16 protein-coding genes and 1 pseudogene are annotated in these 22,446 nt (G+C 68.1%); 9 read left to right on the forward strand and 8 right to left on the reverse strand.

Annotated features, from left to right (window positions below; genetic code table 11):
- Positions 1-116 precede the first annotated feature (116 nt).
- A complete protein-coding gene (locus ACT6SE_RS17610) occupies positions 117-1,460 on the reverse strand; it encodes a dicarboxylate/amino acid:cation symporter (RefSeq protein ID WP_014648357.1) in 1,344 nt (447 codons plus the stop codon).
- A 332-nt stretch (positions 1,461-1,792) separates the two neighbouring features.
- Here ACT6SE_RS17610 and ACT6SE_RS17615 point away from each other — a divergent pair, with 332 nt between their 5' ends.
- Both ACT6SE_RS17615 and ACT6SE_RS17620 read left to right on the forward strand, forming a co-directional pair.
- Positions 1,793-2,962: an OprO/OprP family phosphate-selective porin gene (locus tag ACT6SE_RS17615; RefSeq protein ID WP_046432442.1), complete on the forward strand. Its 1,170-nt coding sequence runs from the start codon at positions 1,793-1,795 to the stop codon at positions 2,960-2,962.
- A gap of 66 nt (positions 2,963-3,028) precedes the next feature.
- Positions 3,029-5,671 (forward strand): hybrid sensor histidine kinase/response regulator, encoded by a 2,643-nt coding sequence (locus ACT6SE_RS17620; protein ID WP_444811034.1) that lies wholly within the window; start codon positions 3,029-3,031, stop codon positions 5,669-5,671.
- Between the two features lie 230 nt (positions 5,672-5,901).
- On the opposite strand, the gene ACT6SE_RS17625 is transcribed toward ACT6SE_RS17620, so the two are convergent.
- From ACT6SE_RS17625 to ACT6SE_RS17640, 4 genes and pseudogenes are all read right to left on the reverse strand, one after another.
- On the reverse strand, positions 5,902-6,552 hold the full coding sequence (locus tag ACT6SE_RS17625; protein ID WP_014648360.1) for a response regulator: 651 nt from the start codon (positions 6,550-6,552) through the stop codon (positions 5,902-5,904).
- A 28-nt stretch (positions 6,553-6,580) separates the two neighbouring features.
- Positions 6,581-7,636, reverse strand: a complete 1,056-nt coding sequence (locus ACT6SE_RS17630; protein ID WP_014648361.1) for an ABC transporter substrate-binding protein — start codon at positions 7,634-7,636, stop codon at positions 6,581-6,583.
- Positions 7,633-9,022, reverse strand: a pseudogene (locus tag ACT6SE_RS17635) (sensor histidine kinase N-terminal domain-containing protein). Before ACT6SE_RS17635 ends, ACT6SE_RS17630 begins: the two are co-directional and overlap by 4 nt.
- Positions 9,015-9,704: a response regulator transcription factor gene (locus tag ACT6SE_RS17640; RefSeq protein ID WP_005419188.1), complete on the reverse strand. Its 690-nt coding sequence runs from the start codon at positions 9,702-9,704 to the stop codon at positions 9,015-9,017. The pseudogene ACT6SE_RS17635 and the gene ACT6SE_RS17640 overlap by 8 nt, the downstream one beginning before the upstream one ends.
- A 242-nt stretch (positions 9,705-9,946) precedes the next feature.
- Here ACT6SE_RS17640 and ACT6SE_RS17645 point away from each other — a divergent pair, with 242 nt between their 5' ends.
- From ACT6SE_RS17645 to ACT6SE_RS17660, 4 genes are all read left to right on the forward strand, one after another.
- On the forward strand, positions 9,947-11,083 hold the full coding sequence (locus tag ACT6SE_RS17645; RefSeq protein ID WP_046432446.1) for an OprO/OprP family phosphate-selective porin: 1,137 nt from the start codon (positions 9,947-9,949) through the stop codon (positions 11,081-11,083).
- A 75-nt stretch (positions 11,084-11,158) separates the two neighbouring features.
- A complete protein-coding gene (locus ACT6SE_RS17650) occupies positions 11,159-12,487 on the forward strand; it encodes a CitMHS family transporter (RefSeq protein WP_046432501.1) in 1,329 nt (442 codons plus the stop codon).
- A 24-nt stretch (positions 12,488-12,511) separates the two neighbouring features.
- Positions 12,512-13,252 (forward strand): acetoacetyl-CoA reductase, encoded by a 741-nt coding sequence (gene phbB, locus ACT6SE_RS17655; protein ID WP_046432448.1) that lies wholly within the window; start codon positions 12,512-12,514, stop codon positions 13,250-13,252.
- Positions 13,253-13,480: 228 nt separating this feature from the next.
- Positions 13,481-15,778: a TonB-dependent receptor gene (locus ACT6SE_RS17660; RefSeq protein WP_046432450.1), complete on the forward strand. Its 2,298-nt coding sequence runs from the start codon at positions 13,481-13,483 to the stop codon at positions 15,776-15,778.
- A 518-nt stretch (positions 15,779-16,296) separates the two neighbouring features.
- On the opposite strand, the gene ACT6SE_RS17665 is transcribed toward ACT6SE_RS17660, so the two are convergent.
- The gene (locus tag ACT6SE_RS17665) at positions 16,297-17,550 is read right to left on the reverse strand and encodes a flavohemoglobin expression-modulating QEGLA motif protein (RefSeq protein WP_014648365.1); all 1,254 of its coding nucleotides are present in this window, start codon (positions 17,548-17,550) and stop codon (positions 16,297-16,299) included.
- A 126-nt stretch (positions 17,551-17,676) separates the two neighbouring features.
- Complete coding sequence (rsgA, locus tag ACT6SE_RS17670; RefSeq protein WP_046432452.1) at positions 17,677-18,786, reverse strand: ribosome small subunit-dependent GTPase A; 1,110 nt, start codon at positions 18,784-18,786, stop codon at positions 17,677-17,679.
- A 114-nt stretch (positions 18,787-18,900) separates the two neighbouring features.
- On the opposite strand from rsgA, the gene ACT6SE_RS17675 reads away from it, so the two are divergent.
- From ACT6SE_RS17675 to ACT6SE_RS17685, 3 genes are read left to right on the forward strand one after another with little or no spacing between them, the layout of a single operon-like run.
- Positions 18,901-20,175: a pyridoxal phosphate-dependent aminotransferase gene (locus tag ACT6SE_RS17675; RefSeq protein ID WP_046432453.1), complete on the forward strand. Its 1,275-nt coding sequence runs from the start codon at positions 18,901-18,903 to the stop codon at positions 20,173-20,175.
- Positions 20,176-20,178: 3 nt separating this feature from the next.
- Positions 20,179-20,796 (forward strand): SGNH/GDSL hydrolase family protein, encoded by a 618-nt coding sequence (locus ACT6SE_RS17680; RefSeq protein ID WP_032956572.1) that lies wholly within the window; start codon positions 20,179-20,181, stop codon positions 20,794-20,796.
- Between the two features lie 4 nt (positions 20,797-20,800).
- Positions 20,801-21,520, forward strand: a complete 720-nt coding sequence (locus tag ACT6SE_RS17685) for a class I SAM-dependent methyltransferase (protein ID WP_046432455.1) — start codon at positions 20,801-20,803, stop codon at positions 21,518-21,520.
- Between the two features lie 100 nt (positions 21,521-21,620).
- On the opposite strand, the gene ACT6SE_RS17690 is transcribed toward ACT6SE_RS17685, so the two are convergent.
- Entirely contained in the window at positions 21,621-22,400 is a 780-nt protein-coding gene (locus ACT6SE_RS17690) for a polysaccharide deacetylase family protein (protein WP_032956574.1), read from the reverse strand.
- Positions 22,401-22,446: the final 46 nt, after the last annotated feature.

Consider the following 22,446-nt stretch of genomic DNA (forward strand, 5'->3'; position numbering starts at 1 on the left):
ATGCGACGGTACCGCGATGTCAGCTTCGGCGTTGCCCATGACAGCCATGGGACGCCCTGAAACGCCGCGGGGCCGTACCACTGTCGTGACCGGCCCCGCGGTACCACACACCTGGATCAGCCCTTGGCCGGCAGTGCCTCGGGCAGCGCATCGACCGGCGGCGGCAGTTCGCTTTCGCGGCCATCCAGCGCCAGCTTCAGGCGGTTGCGGTCCAGCGCGCCTTCCCAGCGCGAGACCACCACGGTGGCCACGGCATTGCCGATGAAGTTGGTCAGCGAGCGGCATTCGCTCATGAAGCGGTCCACGCCCAGGATCAGCGCCATGCCGGCCACCGGCACTTCCGGCACGACGGCCAGGGTGGCGGCCAGGGTGATGAAGCCCGCGCCGGTGACGCCGGCCGCGCCCTTGGAGCTGAGCATGGCGACCAGCAGCAGGGCGATCTGGTGGCCCAGGGTCAGTTCGGTGTTGGTGGCCTGGGCGATGAACAGCGCCGCCAGGGTCATGTAGATGTTGGTGCCGTCCAGGTTGAACGAGTAGCCGGTCGGGACCACCAGGCCCACCACCGACTTGCTGCAGCCGGCGCGTTCCATCTTCTCCATCAGCGACGGCAGCGCCGACTCCGACGACGAGGTGCCGAGCACCAGCAGCAGTTCGGCCTTCAGGTAGCGCGCCAGCTTGAACACCGAGAAGCCGCACAGGCGGCAGACCACGCCGAGGATCACCGCCACGAACAGGAAGGCGGTGAGGTAGAACGAGCCCACCAGCCAGGCCAGGTTGATCAGCGAGCCGACGCCGTACTTGCCGATGGTGAAGGCGATCGCACCGAAGGCGCCGATCGGGGCGGCCTTCATCAGGATGTGCACCAGCTTGAACACCGGAGCGACCAGCGCCTCCAGGAAGTTCAGCACCGGCTTGCCCTTCTCGCCCACCATCGCCAGCGCGATGCCGAACAGCACGGCCACGAACAGCACCTGCAGGATGTTGCCGTCGACGAACGCGCTGAGCAGCGTCTTCGGGATGATGTCCATCAGGAAGCCGACCAGGGTCAGGTCGTGCGACTTCTCGACGTAGCTGTGCACCGCGGTCTGGTCCAGCTCGGCGGGGTTGATGTTCATGCCGGCGCCGGGCTGCACCACGTGCGCCACGATCATGCCGACGATCAGCGCCAGCGTGGAGAAGAACAGGAAGTACGCCATCGCCTTGGCAAAGACCCGGCCCACCGTACGCAGGTGGGTCATGCTGGCGATGCCGGTGACGATGGTGAGGAAGATCACCGGCGCGATGATCATCTTCACCAGGTTGATGAAGGCATCACCGAGCGGCTTCATCTTCTCGCCGATCAACGGCTCGTAATGGCCGAGGATGGCGCCCAGGACGATCGCCACGATCACCTGGAAGTACAGCTGGCGATAGATCGGCAACGGCTTTGCAGGCACCGGTGCTGCGGTCGGGATGTGCATGGCGGACTCCGGAAGGGGCGTTTTCAGGCACGTACGGCCCCGGAGCTGCACGGGAACCGTTACCGTGGAAACTGATCGCAGGCCCTGTGCAGCACGCACAGGAGGTGCGACCAATGGACGCCTTTGTACGCGCCAGGCACGCCAGCGCAGATAACCTATTGGTACTAGCCTCCCGGTTCAGGTGGCACAGGTGCCTACACTGGCGCCGCACCGCCCGATCCTGGGGAGGCTGGTGGCCCGGGCTGAACGGCTGGGTGAGTCTTTGCGAAAGTTCCGGCCCTTGCGGCCGTTGATGTCCTGTCCACACGCAATCTGAGAGAGCCGCACCCAACATGCGCCCGAATCCCACCTTGCTGGCCCTGTCGCTGGCCGCCCTTCCCGCCTTCGCCTCGGCCGCCGATTTCGACAACTGGCCGACCAAGTACACCTTCGGTGATGGCACCGAGCTGGCGGCCACCGCCAACATCGCCTACGACTACAACGACTTCTCCTCGGCCAGTGGCCTCGAGGACGACGATGCCGTGCGCCGCAAGGAATTCGGCGCGACGCTGAAAAAGAAGGGCGTCTACGATGCGATGGTCTACTACGACTTCCAGGCCGATACCTGGCTGGACGTGTTCGTGCGCTTCGAGAGCAAGGCCTTCTTCGGCCGTGACGTCGGCCGCTTCCGCTTCGGCTACATGAAGACCCCGGTCGGCCTGGATGCGAACACCTCTTCGCGTGCCGGCAGCTTCCTGGAAACCTCGCTGCCGGTGCAGGCCTTCTACGAAGGCCGCCGCACCGGCGTGGAGTGGGTGCTGGAGCGCCCGCAGTACCTGCTGCAGGCCGGGGCCTATGGCGGCAAGGACCTGCAGGGCGACAACCCCGGCACCACCCAGGCGGTGCGTGCGGTGTGGACGCCGGTGAAGGCACCGGGCGATGTGATCCACCTGGGCCTGGCCTACTCGCAGGAAAACCCGCGTGGCTACAGCGATGGCCGCGACGTGCATCACGAGGCCAGCGCCCGCCTGCGCGCGCGCCCGGAAGCCGGCCTGACCGACATCCGCTACGTCGATTCCGGTGCGCTGGTCACCGCCGACCAGATCCGCCGCACCGGCCTGGAAGGCATCTGGATCCGGGGCCCGTTCTCGCTGCAGGCCGAAGCGCTGCGCGCTACGGTCACCCGTCGTGACGGCAAGCCCGACTACACCGGCAGTGGCCAGTACGCGATGGCCAGCTGGGTGCTGACCGGCGAATCGCGTCCGTACAACGCCGGCGCGGTGGCCAACATCAAGCCGGCGCACAACTACGGCGCGGTCGAACTGCTGGCCCGATACAGCCGTCTCGACCTGGACGATGGCAGCATCCTCGGCGGCCGCCAGCACGACCTGACGCTGGGCGCGAACTGGTACCTGACCAGCCACTTCAAGTTCCAGGCCAACTACGTGAAGGTCGACGCCAGCCGTCGTGGCGTGCACAGCACGCCGGAGATCTTCGAACTGCGCGCGCAGATGCACTTCTGACCCCTTCCACGTCAGACCCCGGCGGGCGTGCACGCCACGCCCGCCGGCCCTGCGTAGACTGCCGCCATGTACTGGCTCAGCCGCCACCGGATGCTGTTGCTGACCCTGCTGGTGATGGTCGGCGGTACCGTGCTGTGCGCGGTCGCCGCCGGTCATTACGCCTGGCGGCGCGCGCTCGGCGAGGAAAGCAGCCAAGTGCAACGCCAGCTGCAGCTGTATGGCCAGGGCCTGCAACAGCGCATCGACCGCTTCGGCACCTTGCCGCAGGTGCTGGCACTTGACCCGGATCTGCTGCATGCACTGCGCGTGCCGCCCTCGCCCAGCGAACGGCAGCGGCTGAACCTCAAGCTGCAACGCGCCAACGAAGTCACCCGTGCCTCGACCCTGACCCTGGTCGGCCACGACGGTGTGGCGGTGGCGGCCAGCAACTGGGACCAGCCGACCACCAACGTCGGCGAGAACTACAGCTACCGCCCCTACTACCGCCAGGCGCTGGCGCAGGGCCGTGGCCGCTTCTACGGCATCGGCATGACCACCGGCGTGCCCGGCTATTACCTTTCGCAGGCCATCGAAGAAGACGGCAAGCGGCTGGGCGTGGTGGTGATCAAGGTCGAGTTGTCCGCGCTGGAACAGGAATGGCTGAGCAGCCCGGACGTGGTGCTGGCCAGCGACGACCACGACGTGGTGTTCCTGGCCAACCGGGACAGCTGGCGCTACCGGCTGCTGCGCCCGCTGGGGGCCGATGAGCGCCGCGAGATGCTGGACGCCCGCCAGTACGCCGACCGCGCATTGCAGCCCCTGCGCGCACGCACCGAAGACGTGCTGGCCGATGGCGGCCGCATGGTGCGCCTGCTGGATCCGGCGCTGCCGCAGCCGATGCTGTGGCAGAGCCTGCCGCTGCCCGCCGAAGGCTGGAACCTGCACCTGCTGCACGATGCCAGTGCCGCCACCGGCGCCGGCCGCGCCGCAGCACTCACCGGTGGCGCTGCATGGCTGGCGCTGGGCTTCCTGGTGCTGTTCGTGCAGCAGCGCCGGCGACTGGCCAAGCATCGCCTGCGCAGCCGCCGCGAGCTGGAAACCCTGCTCAAGCAGCATGCACAGGAACTGCGTACCGCGCAGGATGGCCTGCTGCAGGCCGCCACCGATGCCGACAGCGGCCTCAGCCGCAGCCTCGAACACCTGCCGCAGGGCGTGGTGGTGATCGACCGCGAACTGCGCCTGGTCGCGTGGAATTCGCGCTATCTGGAACTGTTCCGCTTCCCGCAGGACCTGGTTCGCGTCGGCCGGCCGATCGAGGAACTGTTCCGCTTCAACGCACGCCGTGGCCTGCTTGGTCCGGGCCCGGTCGATGAAGCCATCGAGCGCCGCCTGAATCACCTGCGCAGCGGCCGCCCGCACATGCGCGAGAGCGAAAAAGACGATGGCACCGTGCTGGAAATCCGCGGCAACCCGCTGCCCGACGGCGGCTTCGTCACCAGCTATGCCGACATCACCAGCTACAAGAACGCCGCGCGCGAACTGCGCTCGCTGGCCGATGCGCTGGAACACCGCATCGCCGAGCGCACCCATGACCTGGAAGAAGCACGCCGCGAAGCCGAGCAGGCCAACCGCTACAAGACGCGATTCGTCGCCTCGGCCGTGCACGACCTGCTGCAGCCGCTCAACGCGGCGCGCATGTTCGTCTCGGTGCTGCGCGGCAAGCTGGGCGACCCGGCGCAGCAGCAGACTGCGGACCACATCGATGCTGCGCTGGCCGCGCAGGATGCGATCCTCAATAGTCTGCTGGATATCGCGCGCCTGGAATCCGGCAGCCTGCCGACCCGAGTGCAGGCGTTCCGGCTCGGGCCTTTGCTGCAGACGCTGGCGCGCGAATTCGGCATCGCCGCACAGTCGCGTGGCCTGGTGGTCGACTGGGTCGATACCAATGCGGTGGTGGTCAGCGATGAAGCCCTGCTGCGCCGAATCCTGCAGAACTTCCTGTCCAACGCGCTGCGCTACAGCGAACGCGGCCGCGTGCTGCTCGGCTGCCGTCGCCGTGAAGGCATGCTGTGGATCGAGGTGCACGACCAGGGCCCCGGCATTCCCGACGCGTTGCAGGGCGAGATCTTCGAGGAGTTCCGCCGCCTGCACGACGGCCAGCAGCGCGGCGCCGGCCTTGGCCTGGCCATCGTCGATCGCATCGGCCGCCTGCTTGGGCATCCGATCCGGCTGCGCTCGCAGCTGGGCCAGGGCAGCGTGTTCGCGGTGGGCGTGCCGTTCGGCGAAGCCAGCGCGATTCCCGCTACTGCTCCTGTGCCGGTGCTGGTGCAGGAACCGGCGGCGGACAACCCGCGTCGCGGTCGCCGGGTGTGGGTGATCGACGACGATCCGCACGTGTGCGCGGCCAGCCGCGCGCTGCTGGAGCGCTGGGGCTGCGAGGTGGCGCTGGCCGATGGCCCACAGGCGGCGCTGCAGCTGGCAGCAACAGGCGCAGTACCGGAGCTGGTGCTGCTGGATGTGCGCATGGGCGATCACCATGGGCCGGTGCTGTACGAGACATTGGCAGACTTGTGGCAGGCCCGCCCGCCTGTAGTGCTGGTTACTGCCGAGCGCGATGCGGGATTGCGTGAGATGGCCGCCGAACGCGGCTGGGGGATGATGGCCAAGCCGGTGAAGCCGCCGGCGCTGCGGGCACTGATGAGTCAGTTGCTGATCCGCCATCGCGGGTAGTTTCCAGCCAACGGCGCAGCCCCTCGTGGGTGGTGTCTGGTTGGTCGTGGAAAGCAGAAGCCGTGGGTGGGCCGGTCGGGTTGGGTGCGCGGGGGTGTCAGCCGCATGGATGCGGCGACCGAGCTTACATGGATGTACTTGCAGCGGCCCCTGTGCAGTCCACCTGCCCGGCCTCACCCATGAACTGCTCTACGTGTCCACCCACGAGGGGCTGCGCCGTTGGCTGGAAACTACAGCCCGATGCCGGCGTCGCCCTCGGGCTCCAGCGCCTTCACCAGCACCGCCGCCTGTGTGCGGCTGTGGCACTCGAGCTTCTTCAGGATGGCGGTGACGTGCACCTTCACCGTGTTCTCGGCCAGCCCCAGGGTGTAGGCGATCTGCTTGTTGAGCAGGCCGTCGGCCAGGCAGAGCAGCACGCGGAACTGCTGCGGGGTCAGCTGGGCCAGGCGGCTGGCCAGTAGTGCATCGGCCTCGGAACGCTCGGCGGCCATCGCCGGGAACCACAGGCCGCCATCGAGTACTGCCTGCACGGCCTCGCCGATGGTCTCGGCCGGCGCGGACTTCGGGATGAAACCGGCGGCGCCGAACTGCTGGGCACGGCGGATCACCCGCGGATGGTCGTTGGAGGAGAGGATCACCACCGGGATGTCCGGATGCGAGCCGCGCACGTGCAGCAGCGCGGAAAAACCGTGCGCGCCGGGCATGGTCAGGTCGAGCAGCACCAGGTCCACGTCCGGCTGTGCGTCGAGCGCCTCGGCCAGCGCATCGGCACTGGCCACCTCGCGTACCTGCGCCAGCGGCAGGCTCTGCCGCAAGGACTGCACCACCGCCGAACGCAGCAGCGGGTGGTCGTCGGCGATCAGGATGGTGTATTCGCTCATGCCGCCATTGTACGGGCAGGCCGGAGCCTCAGCGCCCCGCCGGCTCGACGCTGCTGCGCCAGGCATCGAGGAACTGGCGGCGCTTGAGCGCATCCAGGTACACCAGCAGGCCCGGGCCGAGCTGGATCGGACGCCGGCTGCGGCCGGGCGCATCGTCGCCACGTGCGTTGCCGGTCACGATCGGCATCAGCCGCGCCTCGCGCGACAGCACCTGCTGGCCACGGGGCGACAGCAGGTAGTCGAGGAAGCGCCGCGCTTCTTCCGGGTGTGGGCCGGTACGCGGAATCACCGCGGTGCGCAGCACCACCAGCGTGTAGTCCTCAGGCTCGACGATGGCCAGTGGCGCGCCGGCATCCACCCGTGCCTGCGCGTAGGAACCAAGCACGTTGTAGACCAGCGACAGCTCGCCGCTGGCCACCTTGTCCAGCAGCACGCCGGTGCGCTCTTCGCGCACTACGTCGTTGTCGCCGAGCGCCCCCAGCAGCGCGCCGGCGATGCTGCCGCGCTGCGCATCCTGGGTTGCCAGCAGGTAGCCGACACTGCTGCGCTCGATGTCATAGGTGCCGACCCTGCCGCGCAGCGGTGCACCTTCGGCACGCAGCCGGTCCAGCAGCTGGCGGCGCGTGTGCGGCACCTTTGCCGAAGGCATTGCGCGGGTGTTGTAGACCATCACCACCGGCTCGTAGCTGATGCCGAAGGCCTCGTTGCGCCACTGCGCCCAGGCTGGCAGCGCAGCGGTCAGCGCCGAGCGATGTGGCAGCGCGTGGCCATCGTTGACCAGCTTGGTCTGCAGGTCCATGCCGCTGGAGATCAGCAGGTCCGGCGATGCCGGTCCACCGCGGTCGTGCAGGTAACGCGCGTACAGGTCCTGGGTGATGATGTCCTCGTACACCACCTCGGTGCCCGGGTGCAGCCGCTGGTAATCGGCAATCACCACCGCGAACACTTCGATGTCGGTAGTGCCGTGAATGCGCAGCTGCGCGGTGGCCGCCCCCTGTGCGGGAAAACGACGCACATCGCCGGGCGCGGCCAGCACCGGCAGGGCCAGCAGCAGGGCAACGGCCGTGGCAAACAGGCGGATCATGGACTGCTCCGTGGCAGGCGGATGGTGGCGATCAGCCCGCCCTGCGGGCGGTTGCTGAGGTCGATGCGGCCGCCGTGGCTGTCGACCACCCGCTTGACGATGGCCAGGCCCAGCCCGGCACCGCCGGATGGCGCGCCTTCGCCACGCGCGAAGCGCTCGAATACGCGTTCGGCATCGGCAGCCGCGATGCCTGCGCCATGGTCGGCGATGGTCAGCACGGCCTGCCCGCTTTCCACGGTCAGCGCGATCTGCAACGGGCCGTCGCCGCCGTACTTCAACGCGTTGTCGACCAGGTTCTTGATTGCCTCGCGCAGCAGCAGCGCGTCGCCATGCACCTGCACCGGCTCGGCAGTCATCGCCAGTTGCACGCGCGGTGCAGGGCTTGCCTGCGGCAGTGCTTCATGTAACGCCTGGTGCACGGTCTCGGCCAGATCCACCGCCGCAAAGCGTTGCAGGTGCGAACGATGGATCACGCTGGCATCGCTGAGCAGCTGGTTGAGCAGCCGGCTCATATGCGTGGCGTTGCGCTCGATCGCCTGCAGGCTGCGTCGCATGTCCTCCGGATCGTCATCATCCAGCGCCAACTGCGCCTGAGCTCGCAATGCCGCCAGTGGCGTGCGCATCTGGTGTGCGGCCTCGGCCATGAACGCGCGCAGTGTCTCGTTGCTGCTGGACAGGCGCTCCATGAAGCGGTTCAACGCGGCCACCATCTGGTCCATCTCGCGTGGCACGCGGGCATCGAGCGGCTTCAGGTCGGACGGCTCGCGGCGCGACAGCTCGCGCTCCACCCGCACCAGCGGCCGGAACGCACGATGCACGCCGAACGCCACCAGCGCCAGCAGCAGCCCGGACAACACACCGATCGCCAGCAATGCACGATTGACCATGTCCTGCGCAACGGCTTCGCGCGCGCCGGGTCTGGCCCACCTGCACCTGCACCTCGCCCTGCGCGGAGGCCGCGGCGAAACTGCGGCCGACCACCACGAAGCGCACGGTTTCGCCGCTGTAGGGGGCGTCGAACAGCTGCGGCTGGGTACCGGGCCTGCGCGGCGGTGTCGGCAGATCACCGTAGCCGGTGATCAGCGTGCCGCGGCTGTCGGCCACCCGGTAGAACACGCGGTCCTCCGGCGCCATCGCCAGCAGGTCCAGCGCCGCATAGGGCAGATCGACCTGCCACTGGCCGTCGACCAGGGCCACCGAATCGGCGATGGACAGCGCCGAGGACACCAGCAGGTGATCGTAGGATCGGTTGGCGGCGCGCTGGCCGTAATCGCGTGCGGCGAACAGCAGGGCCACCGCGAACACCGCCAGCAGCACGCCGAGGTAGAGCAGCAGCGTGCGCCGCAGCGAACCCGGCGCCGCAGTCGCAGCACGCGTGTCAGCCATCGGCGTCGGCATGGGTATCGCTGGCTTCCAGCAGGTAACCGACGCCACGCACCGTGGTGATGCGCAGCGGCGCGCCCGCCAGCTTCTTTCTCAGGCGACCAACGTACAACTCGATGGCATTCGGGCCCGCTTCGTCATCGAAACCAAACAGGCCGTTGCCGATCTCGTCCTTGCCGACCACCTGGCCAAGACGGCCGACCAGGATCTCCAGCAGGCGGTACTCGCGATTGGGCAGTTCGATCGGCTCCCCGTCGAGGCTGACCCGGTGCGCCGCGTTGTCGAACTGGAAGCCGCCAATCTGCACCACTTCGCTGGCCTGGCCGCGCGCACGCCGCAGCAGCACGCGGCAGCGCGCTTCGAACTCGCGGAAATCAAACGGCTTGCCCAGGTAGTCGTCGGCCCCCACATCCAGCGCCTGCACGCGATCTTCGATGCCGTCACGCGCGGTCAGCATCAGCACCGGCGTGCTGTCACCGCGCTCGCGCATGCCGGCCAGCACGCGCAGGCCATCGAGCTTGGGCAGGCCGATGTCCAGCACCACCAGGTCGAAGCTCTGGTAGCGCAGCACGCTGGCAGCGGCCAGGCCATCGGCCTGCCAGTCCACGGCGTGCCCGCTGCGGCGCATCCGGCGGATGATCGCATCGGCCAGATCCGGATTGTCTTCGACCAGCAGCAGGCGCATGGGCACACGGGTGGGAGGGGAACCGAATGCTACCGCATGCCGCCGCTGGGCTCGCCGGGCGCGGCACGGCGAGCCCAGCGGCCTGCTTTTCGCTGCACCGCACAATCCGTTGACAGGACGATGACAGCTTGCCCGACCCAGACTGCGGCCGCGCACCGTCCGGTGCCCACGATTGCCGCGCGCCTGGCGCGCACCTGGGAGGGTTTGTGGAATTCACGTTTGCCTGGCGGCGTCCTGCCGCCATGATGGCGCTGGCTGCGCTGTCGGTGCCGGCCTTCGCCGAAGACGACCGTCCGGTCACCGCCACCCTGGGTGGCCGCCTGCACCTGGACTTCGCCACCTTCGACAACGACAACCGCGGAACGCCGAACAAGGATGACACCGAGATCCGCCGTGCATGGGTCGATGTGTCCGGCAAGTTCTTCGTGGTCGACTACAAGCTGGAAGCCGACTTCTCCGGCGACCGCGTCGAGGCCAAGGATGTCTACCTGGCCCGCAGCTTCGGCAAGGCGGGCAAGCTGACCGTGGGCCAGTTCAAGCAGTATTTCTCGCTGGATGACCGTACCAGCTCCAACTACGGCAGCTTCCTGGAGCGCGGCAACGCCGGCACCACGCTGGCGCCGCTGTACCGCCTGGGTGCGTCCTGGCAGGCCAACCCGGGCGACTTCACCTGGGCGGCCAGCCTCTACAGCCTGGAGAGCATCGACGCCTGGCAGGTGAAGGGTCGCGCGGCGGGTGGTCGCATCACCTGGGCGCCCTCGCCCAGCGACGGCGACGTGCTGCACCTGGGCCTGTCGCTGGCCCGCGAGGCGTACGACAACCCCGGCGCCAATGGCGTGCCCGGCCTGCGCATCCGCCCGCGCCCGGCCGGCCACCTGTCCGACGAGAGCCGCCTGACCCTGGTCGACTTCTCCGCCGGCCGCGATACCGACGTCAACAAGTGGTCGCTGGAATACGCGCAGGTGCGCGGCCCGCTGTCGTGGCAGGGCGAGTTCAGTGGCGCCACCTTCGATGACGGCGCCCAGCGCGGCGACGTGATGGCCGCCTACGGCATGCTCAGCTGGTTCGTCACCGGCGAAAGCCGCGCCTATGACCGCAAGACCGGACGCTTCGCGCGGGTGAAGGACATCCGCCACAAGGCCGGTGCATTCGAAGTGGCGCTGCGCTACGACCAGATGTGGGGCGCGCAGCACCTTGATGGCGCGCCGGACCTGCGCCGCGGCAGCACCGAAGCCTGGACGCTGGGCGGCAACTGGTACCTGCGCGACAACCTGCGCTTCATGCTCAACGTGATCGAAAGCCGCAACCGCGACCGCCTGGCCGGGGTCACGGTGGACCGCACCCGCGCGGTCACCGGCCGCCTGCAGTACGACTTCTAGGCCTGCCATTCCGGGCGCGCGGCGCCCGGCCCCTTCCACTCCCCACGTCCTGTTTTCGCAAGGAGTCTGCAGATGATGCTGAGCATCCTCGGCTTTGGCATGGTCATTACGTTCATGTACTTGATCATGAGCAAGCGCCTGTCGCCGCTCGTCGCCCTGATCACCATCCCCATCCTGTTCGCGCTGATCGGTGGCTTCGGTGCCGACATCGACGAGATGATGCTGGAGGGCATCAAGAAGATCGCGCCGACCGGCGTGATGCTGATGTTCGCCATCCTCTACTTCGGGGTGATGATCGACGCCGGCCTGTTCGATCCGCTGGTGCGGGTGATCCTGCGCTTCGTCAAGGGCGATCCGATGAAGATCGTGCTTGGCACCGCCGTGCTGGCGATGCTGATCTCGCTCGATGGCGACGGTTCGACCACCTACATGATCACCGTCTCGGCGATGCTGCCGCTGTACCAGCGGCTGGGCATGAACGCGCTGAACATGACCTGCGTGACCATCCTCGCCGGCGGCGTGATGAACCTGACCCCGTGGGGCGGCCCGACCGCACGCGCGGCCACTGCGCTGCACGTGGACCCGGCCGATGTGTTCGTGCCGCTGATCCCGTCGATGGTGATCGCCTGTGCCGGCGTGCTGCTGCTGGCCTGGTACCTGGGCCTGAAGGAACGCCGTCGCCTCGGCGTGGTGACCCTGCCCAAGGGCGGCAGCTGGATGGACAACAGCGTGTCCGATGACAGCAATCCGCTGCCGACCGTGGAAGACGCCGAGGACATCAAGCGCCCGAAGCTGCTGTGGGTCAACCTGGCCCTGACCGTGGCGCTGATGACCGCGCTGATCATCGGCGTGCTGCCGATGCCGGTGCTGTTCATGGTCGGCTTCGCCATCGCCCTGGTGATCAACTACCCGAACCTGGCCGAGCAGCGCCGCCGCGTGGTCAACCACGCCGGCAACGTGCTGTCGGTGGTGTCGCTGATCTTCGCCGCAGGCATCTTCACCGGCATCCTCAACAACACCGGCATGGTCGAAGCGATGTCGCACAGCTTCCTGGCGGTCATTCCGGAGTCGTGGGGCCCGTACCTGGCGGTGATCACCGCGGTGGCGTCGATGCCGTTCACCTTCTTCATGTCCAACGACGCGTTCTACTTCGGCGTGCTGCCGATCCTGTCCGAGGCCGCCGGCAACTACGGCATTACTCCGGTGGAAATGGCGCGCGCCTCGCTGGCCGGCCAGCCGGTGCACCTGCTCAGCCCGCTGGTGCCGTCCACCTACCTGCTGGTGGGCCTGGCCAAGGTCGAATTCGCCGACCACCAGAAGTTCACCCTGAAGTGGGCCATCGCCATCTCGATGCTGCTGATGATCGGCAGCCTGCTGTTCGGCCTGTATCCCCTCGCCGCCTGACCCTTTGCCAAGGAGCCTTCTGCAATGACGCTTCGAATCGCTTACGTCACCAGTGGAATGGGCAGTGTCGGCACTGCCATCTGCCAGAGCCTGGCCCGCAGCGGCCACACCGTGGTTGCCGGCTGCGCGCCGAACTCGCCGCGCAAGGCCAACTGGCTGCGCGAGCAGCGCGAACAGGGCTTCGACTTCATCGCCTCCGAAGGCAACGCGACCGACTGGGCCTCGACCAGCGCCGCGTTCGCCAATGTCCGCGCCGAAGTGGGTGAGGTCGATGTACTGGTCAACAACTCCGGCGGCAGCCGCGACCTGCTGTTCCGGCAGATGACGGTGGAGGACTGGAACGCGGTGATCGCCTCCAACCTCAACGCGCTGTTCAACCTGACCAAGCAGGTGGTCGACGGCATGGCCACGCGGGGCTGGGGCCGCATCATCAACATCGGCTCGGTCAGCGCCCACAAGGGCCAGATCGGCCAGGTGAACTACGCCACCGCCAAGGCCGCGATGCATGGCTTCAGCCGTGCGCTGGCCGCCGAAGTGGCTTCGCGCGGCGTCACCGTCAACACGCTGTCGCCGGGCTACATCGCCAGCCAGGCGATCAGCAGCTTCCCGCCGGATGTACTGGACCGGCTGGCGGCCTCGGTGCCGGTCCGCCGCCTGGGTCGCCCCGAGGAAGTGGCCGGCCTGTGCGCCTGGCTGGCCTCGGATGAAGCCTCGTACGTGACCGGCGCCGACTATCCGGTCAACGGTGGCCTGTACATGGGGTAAGCCAGTCTCCACGCTGCGCGTGGACCGCCTCCCCCACGGAGTGCGCGGGGCCGGTGAACCTTTGCTTGCGAAGGGAATCCGGCCCCTTTTTTCATCCGGCTGCGGGACCTGCGCGGGTGCCCTGCACCATTCGTTGGTTTTCCGTAAAGAAGGTTTCATGTTCCGTTCGCATAGTGGCCCTGCACCGCGCACGCGTGCCGGTGATCACCTCCCATGCAACGGACCACCATGCAGACCCGACACCTGACGATCGCCGTAGCGATCGTGCTCTCCGCCGCTGCCAGCGCCCATGCCGCCACCACCGCCGATACCGGCGCCAGCACCGATGCCGCGCTGAGCGCGCAGACGCTGGATACCGTCTCTGTGATCGGCCAGGGCGAGACCCGCCAGGTGCAGCGCATCACTGCCGTGGACAAGCAGGTGCTGCCGCCGGGCACCAGTGGCCAGAAGATCCTCGATCGCCTTCCGGGCGTGTCGGTGCAGTCCAACGATGCCTTTGGCGCCAACGAGGAATCGCAGACCATCAGCCTGCGCGGCTTCGACAAGAGCCGCCTGGGCTACACGCTGGACGGCATCCCGCTGGGCGACAACAGCTACGGCAATTACAACGGCCTGAGCATCGCCCGCGCGATCATCGCCGAGAACCTGGCCGGCGCCGAACTGTCGCAGGGCATTGGTTCGCTGGGCGTGGCCTCGACCAGCAACCTGGGCGGCACCATCCAGTATTTCTCGATGGATCCGTCCACCGAATTCGGTGGCCGCGCCAGCGTCACCGTCGGCGACAACCACCAGCGCCGCGGCTACCTGCGCGTGGACACCGGCGACCTCAACGGCTTCTCGGCCTATGCGTCCGGCGTGCACCAGGACCAGGACATGTGGGCCGCGCCGTACCAGAACCAGACCACCCGCCAGTTCAATGCCAAGGCAGTGTGGAACGTTGGCGACCACCGTTTCGGTGCGTTCGTGGCGACCTCGCGCGCCAGCCAGGCCAACTATGCCTACCTGTCCAAGGACATGCTGGCACGCGGACTGGGATATGACTGGAACATCTACGCGCCGGACTGGGATCGCGCCGTCGCCGCCGCGTACTGCGCGCCTGGCACCTACAACAAGGCGCGCTGCAAGTTCAGCGGCGGCGTCAACAGCATCGACGATGCGTACTATCAGAGCCGTGCGCTGCGCGACGACAACCTGTACTCGGTCGATGCCGACCTGCGCCTGGGCGAGCAGGGCCGCCTGAAGCTGCTGGCCTACCACCACGACAACCGTGGCCAGGGCCACTGGTGGGCACCGGGCCAGCCGTCCTACCCGGGTACCGACAGGATGCTGCCGATCTCGATCCGCAGCACCAACTACACGATCAACCGCGATGGCCTGACCGCCGCGCTGTCGTGGACGGTGGGCATCCACGAGCTGGAAGCCGGCCTGTGGTACGAGCAGAACGACCATAACGTGTCGCGCAACTTCTACTACATCAGCGGCCCGTTCCTGGACGATCTGTACCTGAAGAACCCCGACCGCCTGCTGTTCAACCAGGACTTCGACATCCGCACGCGCCAGTTCTACGTGCAGGACCGCATGCGCTTCCTGGACCAGCGCCTGACCGTAGACGTGGGCATCAAGAGTCCCAACACCCGCATGCGCGCCACCGCGCAGCCCGGCGTTGAAACCCGCATTGCGTCGGGCACGCTGACCGCCAAGGAATCGGTGCTGCCGCAGGTAGGCCTGGGCTTCAAGCTCAACGCCAACAACGAGCTGTTCGCCTCCTACGCCGAGAACATCGCCGCCTTCGTCGGCGGTGGCAGCGGCGGCCCGCTGCAGGTGTCGCCGGAATCGTTCGCGGCCAGCGCCGGGCTGGAGCCGGAGAAGTCCAAGAGCCTGGAAGCCGGCTTCCGCACTTTCGGTGAGAAGTACCAGGCCTCGATCGCTGCATACAACGTCAAGTTCGACAACCGCCTGCTGTCGCTGAACCCGTGTTCGAGCATCGAAGTCGGCACGCGCCCGGAGTGCGTGACGCGCTTCATCAACGTCGGTTCGGTGAAGAGCCATGGCGCGGAACTGACTTTCATCCTCAAGCCGATTGATGGCCTGCAGTGGTACAACGCGCTGTCCTGGAACAAGACCACCTACGAGGATGACTACACCTCGGGCGGGGCGATCGTTCCGGTGGCCGGCAAGATCACGGTGGATACGCCGCAGCGCATGGCCTCCAGCGAGATCAGCTGGAACCGCGACGGCTTCTTCGCCAGCCTGCGTGCGAAGTACACCGGCAAGCGCTACTACACCTACACCAACGACCAGTCGGTGCCGGGCGTGACCACCTTCGACGCCGGTGCGGGCTACGATTTCGGCCCGGGCCTGGGCCTGCGCAACGTGCGGGTGTCGTTGAACGCGACCAACCTGACCAACAAGCGCTACGCCGGCCAGCTGAGTTCGTTCGCACCGACCGATCCGAAGGGCACGCGCTATGCGATCCATGCGAGTGCGCCGCGGCAGCTGTTCATGACGGTGGCGGCAGAGTTCTAGGTCAGAAGCGGGCGCTGCGGCGCATTGAGTGTTGCTGTATGGCGCAGGTAGGCAGGCCCATGCAGGACACGCCGTAAACCCGTCCTTGGGGGCTCGATGGCGCCATCCATGGCGCCAACGGTCCTGCATGGGCCTGCCTACCCGCGCTCGACAATTCCCAGCGCCGGCGCGGAGGCAATGGAAAGCAAGAGCAAAAGCAAAGAGCCGGGCATTGCCCGGCGCTTTGCTTTTCAAGCTTTTCAAACGCAATCCCTCTGGTGGACCTGCTGCCGCGCCCGCAGGAAATTGTCTGGAGGAGGCGGGGCACCCTGGTCAGGACCGTTGGCGCCATGGGCCCGAGGCATGCCTCGGGCGGGTTGGGCAGGACGCGCAACCCCGGTCTTGCCGTGTGCGCAGGACAGCGCACACGAGCAAGGCGCCATCGAGCACCATGGAGGGGCTTTTGCGTGTCCTGACCAGGGTGCCCCGCCTCCTCCCAGCCGATAGCAGGCAGGCGCAGGAGGATCCGCCAACGCATTTCATTCCGGCGCCAGCTGGTCCATCCGTATCCGGTTGGCGAACAGCGAGAACGCCAGCATGCCGGCCAGGCCGTTCGCCCGGCTCACCCAATGCGGCAGCCAGCGCGGCGGCTTCAGCACCCCCGCCTCGAACAGCGGCGCGAACGCGATCGCATCGGCCAGGCTCATCTTGCCGGCGAACAACCAGCGGCAGACCTGCAGGCGGTCCTCGGCCAGCATGTGCCGGAAGAAGGTGTGCACCGATACCAGGCCGCGCAGGTACACCGTGTCCTTGGTGAAGGCCAGGCCGCCACTCGGCGGCACGCCACGGAACACGCGCTGGGCCGAGGCGAAACTCTCTTCCGCGTTCTGCCCGGCATCGCAGAAATAGCGGAACACTTCGATGAAATCAGCGCCTTCGCGTGCCATCGCAATCGCTTCGGTACGCAGGCTGATGCGTTTCAGGCGCTCGATGTCGATGCTGCCGGTGATCTGCTCGGCGAAGGTCGCCAACCCTTCCTGGGTCGCCGTTACCCGTGGCGAGGACAACGCCAGGCTCGGCAGTACCGGCTGGCCGCGGCCATTCAATGCGGTCAGCGAATGCACCAGCGCTTCGTGGTGGAACAACTGCGCGCGGTCGTAGGCGCTGAAGCGCGCGCTGGTGCGCAGGCGGATGCGGGTCGGGCCGGCGGCGGCCTTGGACACCAGCTCCGGATCCAGCTGCACCTGGATGATGCGCGATTCGAAGAACGCATCCAGATCATTCTGCAGCTGCAGCTGCAGGGCGATGGCCGAGACCGGCACCTGCTCTTCCGGCGCCAGCAGTTCGTGGTCCAGTTCGGCGGCAATCTGTATGAAGTGGCGCGCCGCGTCGCGCGTGCTCGGGCCATTGCCCGGCAGCGGCTGCTCGGGGGCGCCGAACAGCTGCACCGAACAGGTATCAACGGCGGCGGTGCCCAGCCCTTCCAGCAGCTGCGCGGCCAGGTCCCAGCTCTGCGCTGACTGCTGCACGTAGTGGCCGAGTGGATGGCTGTCGTCGCAGTCGGCAGCGATCGCGGCCAGCGCGCGACGTTCTTCGCTGAAGTCCAGCCGTGGGTAATCCACCTTCGGCAGCACCGGCTGGCCACGCGCCACGCTGTCCAGGAACGGTGCCTGCAGCGTGGCCGGCCAGCTGGTCAGGCCCAGCAGGCGGATGCCTCCCACGGCCTCGACCAGGCGCGCATCGAGCGCTGCATGGTGGGCCACGTCACGGTCCAGCGTCGCAGTCGGTTCCATGCGCGGACTATAACGCCCTGCCGTGCCCGGCGCGGTGCGCCGCCGCCCGAGCATTGGCTCGGGCGCTACATGAAATGACTCCACCGCGGACCAGCTGTAGAGCCGAGCCCATGCTCGGCTGCCTTGTTACCGCCTACGCGGCTTGCCTGCCGGGCGGAACTGCTGGCCCTTGCCCTTCCTGCCGCCGCGCTCCTGCGCGGTCTCGGCCTGGCGTACCGCCAGCTTGGCGGCAGCGGCAGCCACTTCTTCCTTCAGCTTGAAGTAGTTCAGCAGCCGGCTCTCTTCGATCTCGCCCGCCTCGATCGCCGCCCGCACCGCACAGCCTGGTTCCTGCTGGTGCTTGCAGTCGTTGAAACGGCACTGTGCGGCCAGCGCCTCGATGTCGGCGAAGCCACCTTCGGACAGCGTCTCTTCGCCGGTCGGCTTCAGCTCGCGCATGCCCGGGGTGTCGATCAGGCAGGCGCCCGTCGGCAACGGCATCAGCGCGCGGTGGGTGGTGGTATGGCGGCCACGCGAATCGTTGGCGCGCACCGCGTTGGTCTTCATCCGCTGCTCGCCAAGCAGGGTGTTGGTCAACGTGGATTTGCCGGCACCGGAGGAACCGACCAGCACCACCGTGCGGCCCGGGCCCAGCCACGGTTGCAGCACCGCCACACTGTCGGCATCCAGGCCGTTGATCGCATGCAGCGCGATGCCCTGCATCTCCAGCTCTTCCAGCACCGCCAGCGCATCCTCGCTGTACTCGGTCTGGTCGGCCTTGGTCAGCACCACCACCGGTTCTGCACCACCACCGCCGACCAGCAGCAGGTAGCGCTCGATGCGGCGCGGATTGAAGTCGGCATCCAGGCCGCAGACGATGAACACCGTGTCGATGTTGGCCGCGATCACCTGCTGGTGGTAGTGCTCGCCGGCGGCGCCACGCTTGATCGCGGTGCGGCGTGGCAGCAGCGCGACAATGCGGATGCCGTCCAGCAGCACCCAGTCGCCCACTGCAGGCCGCTCGTGGCTGGGGAAGCGCGGGCGCTGCCATTCCGGCAGCGATTCGGCCTTGATCGACGCATCCGGGCCATCGGCCACCACGTAGTGGGTGCGGTGCTGTTCGATCACCCGCGCCGGGCGGGCCTGCGGGTGCGCGGCCATCACGGCCTGCCAGTCGGCCTGCTGCGCCGGGCCCGGCCAGGGCCAACCGATGGTCTGCAGGGCGATGAAATCGGGGGTCTGGGTCATCGCCGCCATTCTACCTGCGCCGGCGCCCTGCCAGCCCAGCAATGACAAGCCCGGCACCCTTGCCATGCACTGCAGCAATTCCGGTAGGATGGAATCCCCATGCCTTTTGACGGCCCAGCCCCCATGTCCACCAACTCGCCCAAGCCCCTGGCCATCCGCGAGCGCCTTTCCGAAGTGCGCTACGAAATCCGCGGAGAACTGGCGCGGCGAGCCCGGGAGCTGGAGGCGCAGGGCCGCAAGCTGATCAAGCTCAACATCGGCAACCCGGGCAACTTCGGTTTCCGCGCGCCCGAGCACCTGCAGCGCGCGATCGCCGATGACATGGGCCGCACCGATCCATACACCCACCAGCAGGGCCTGCCGGTCGCACGCGAAGCCATCGCGGCGTACTACGCCCGCCGTGGCGCACCGGATGCGCACCCCGACCGTGTGTTCGTCGGCAACGGCGTCAGCGAACTGATCGACCTGTCGCTGCGCGCATTGCTCAACCCGGGCGACGAAGTGCTGGTGCCCTCACCCGACTACCCGCTGTGGTCGGCCTCGACCATCCTCAACGATGGCCGCCCGGTGTACTACCGCTGCGCCGCCGAGAACGGCTTCCAGCCGGACCCGAGCGAGATCGAGACGCTGGTGTCCTCGCGCACCCGCGCCATCGTGCTGATCAACCCGAACAACCCCAGCGGCGCCAGCTACCCGCGTGAACTGCTCGAGCGCGTGGTCGAGATCGCGCGCCGCCACAACCTGCTGCTGCTGGTCGATGAGATCTACGACCAGATCCTGTACGACGATGCGGTATTCCAGCCGGTCGCGCCGCTGGCCGGCGACCACCCGTGCCTGACCTTCAGTGGCCTGAGCAAGGTGCACCGTGCCTGCGGCTGGCGCGTGGGCTGGGCCCACCTCAGCGGCGACGACGCGCGCCTGGGCGACTTCCGCGCTGCGCTGGACCTGCTCGGCGCGCTGCGCCTGTGCGCCAACGTGCCGGGCCAGTACGCCATCGAGGCCGCAGTGAACGGCCCGGACACCATCTCCGAACTGTGCACCCCGGGCGGCCGCCTGTATGAAACCCGCCGCGCGGTGATCGAAGCCTGCGAAGCCAGTGAGCACCTGTCGCTGGTCGCGCCGGCCGGTGCGCTGTACGCGTTCCCGGCCGTGGTCGGTGCCGCTGCCAAGGGCTTCGACGACCACAACTTCGCGCTGGATCTGATGAACAATGAAGGCGTGCTGGTGGTACCGGGTTCCAGCTTCAACGTGCCCTACCGCCATCATTTCCGCGTGACCCTGCTGCCGGAAGCCTCGGTGATGCGCGATGTGTTCGCCCGCATCGACCGCGTGCTGGCCCGCCGTGCCGAGGACGCGACCAAGGTCGTACCGTTGAAGCCGCGCCGTTCGGTGGCCTGAGCCGTGGCGCTGTCCTACCTGGCGCTGGGCGATTCGTACACCATCGGAGAAGCCGTTGCCGTTGAAGGCCGCTGGCCACACCAGCTGGCCGCCGCCCTGCGTGCGCAGGATGTGGCGCTGGCCGACCCGCAGACCATCGCCACCACCGGCTGGACCACCGACGAGCTGGACGCCGGCATCGATGCGGCCGCGCCGCAGGGCCCGTTCGATTTCGTCAGTCTGCTGATCGGCGTCAACAACCAGTACCGCGGCCGGCCGCTGGACGAATACCGCGTACAGTTCCACGCCCTGCTGCAGCGGGCGATCGGCTTTGCCGGTGGCCGCCCCGGGCGTGTGCTGGTGCTGTCCTTCCCCGACTGGGGCGCGACGCCGTTCGGTATCGGCAGCGGCCGTGACCTGGCCGCGATCGAGATCGAGACCGACGAATTCAACGCGGCCGCTGAAGTGATCTGCACCCAGCAGGGCGTGGCCTTCGTCGACATCACCGACATCAGCCGTGACCACGGTGGCGACCCGGCGATGATCGCCGACGACGGCCTGCACCCTTCAGCACGGATGTACGCGCTGTGGAGCGCGCGCGCGCTGCCGGTCGCCGCCCACCTGCTCGGCGGAACGGACTGACCCGATGGATGGCACGCCACGGAACGGCCCGCCCCTGCCCTGCACACCCTTGAGCGCCGCGCAGGCCCGCGCGATCGCCGAGGCATTCCGCCCCGCACACGCCTGGGCCAGCCGCCGCGACTACTACTACACCCGCAGCAAGCTGGGCAGCGACCCGCTGTATGACGGCGTGCTGCAGCACCTGCCTGGCGACGGGCAACCCGTGCTGGACCTGGGCTGCGGGCTGGGCCTGTTCGCCCACGTGCTGCGCCAGCGCGGTGGCTCCCAGCCCTACCGGGGCGTGGACGTGGATGCCGGCAAGATCGCCCGCGCCCAGCGTGCCGCCACCGGCCTGCCCGCTGTGCGCTTCGACTGCCTGGACGTGCAGGCGCCGCTGCCGGCGCAGGCCGGGCATGTGCTGCTGCTGGATGTGCTGCAGTACCTGGACGCGGGCCCACAGCAGGCACTTCTGCGTGAGGCCAGTATGCGGGTCGCTCCCGGCGGCCGCCTGCTGCTGCGCACGCCACTGGCCACCGGCGATGGCCGCGACCGCACCACGCGGGTGGCGGACCGGCTGGCCTGGCTGGTCGGCTGGATGGGCACGCGGCCGCGCCACTACCCCGACCCGCAGGTGCTGCAGGCGACACTGGCCGAGGCCGGATTGAAAGTGACGGCCCCGCGCCCCCTGCACGGGCGCACGCCGTTCAACAGCTGGTTGCTGGTGGCCGAACGCCCCGCGTTGTAGCGCCGAGTGCAGCATGTGCCGGCGCTACGCTACAGGATGATCGCCAACCCTTGTAGCGCCGAGCCCATGCTCGGCTGCTCCACACCACCAGGGCCCGGCGTTACGGAACCGGCAGCCGCGCCTTCAGCCCCCGCTCGTCCAGCGCCTGCAGCACGCGTTCGATGATCGCCAGGTTGTGGCCGTGGGCGGCCCCCTCATGCAGCAGCACGATGGCGCCCGGGCGCAGGTCCGGCAGCAGCCGCGACAGCACGCCCTCCGGCGTGCAGCCGACACCGTCGTAGCCACGGGCGCTCCAGCCCACGCGCACCAGTCCCAGCGCCTTCAGCACCGGCGCCACGAACGGATTGGTCATGCCCACCACCGAACGGTACCAGCGCACCGGGCGGCCGCTTACCGCCTGCAGCGCATGCTGGCAGCCCTCGATCTCGGCACGCATCGCTGCCGGGCCCAGCCGCCAGAAGCGCGCCTGCGGATGGCTGTGGCTGTGGTTGCCCAGGTCGTGGCCGCGGCGCAGGATCTCCTGCACCAGCTCCGGCTGTGCCAGCGCACGCTCGCCCACCAGGAAGAAGGTGGCGCGGGCCTGGTAGCGGTCCAGAAGGTCGAGCACCGCACGGGTCTCCGGGCCGGGACCGTCATCGATGGTCAACCAGACGCTGTTTCCGGCCTCTCCCATCCGGCTCAGCACCGGCGCGTAGAAGCGGCTGTTGGGCAGGAATACCGGCACCAGGAACAGTGCGTGGCTGGCCACCATCACGGGCAGCCCCCAGTGCCAGCCGGCCAGGGCCCAGACCAGGATCACGGCCAGCTGCGACGCCACCAGCCAGGGCAGCCAGCGCCAGGGCCGGGTCGGGATGCGATGCAATGTTCCTGCGTTGCTCATCCCCCATGATGCCATGAGGGGTAGAATTGATGATTCGAATTCCCGG

This window comes from Stenotrophomonas sp. LC732, from assembly GCF_052446685.1.
Classification (GTDB): domain Bacteria; phylum Pseudomonadota; class Gammaproteobacteria; order Xanthomonadales; family Xanthomonadaceae; genus Stenotrophomonas; species Stenotrophomonas muris.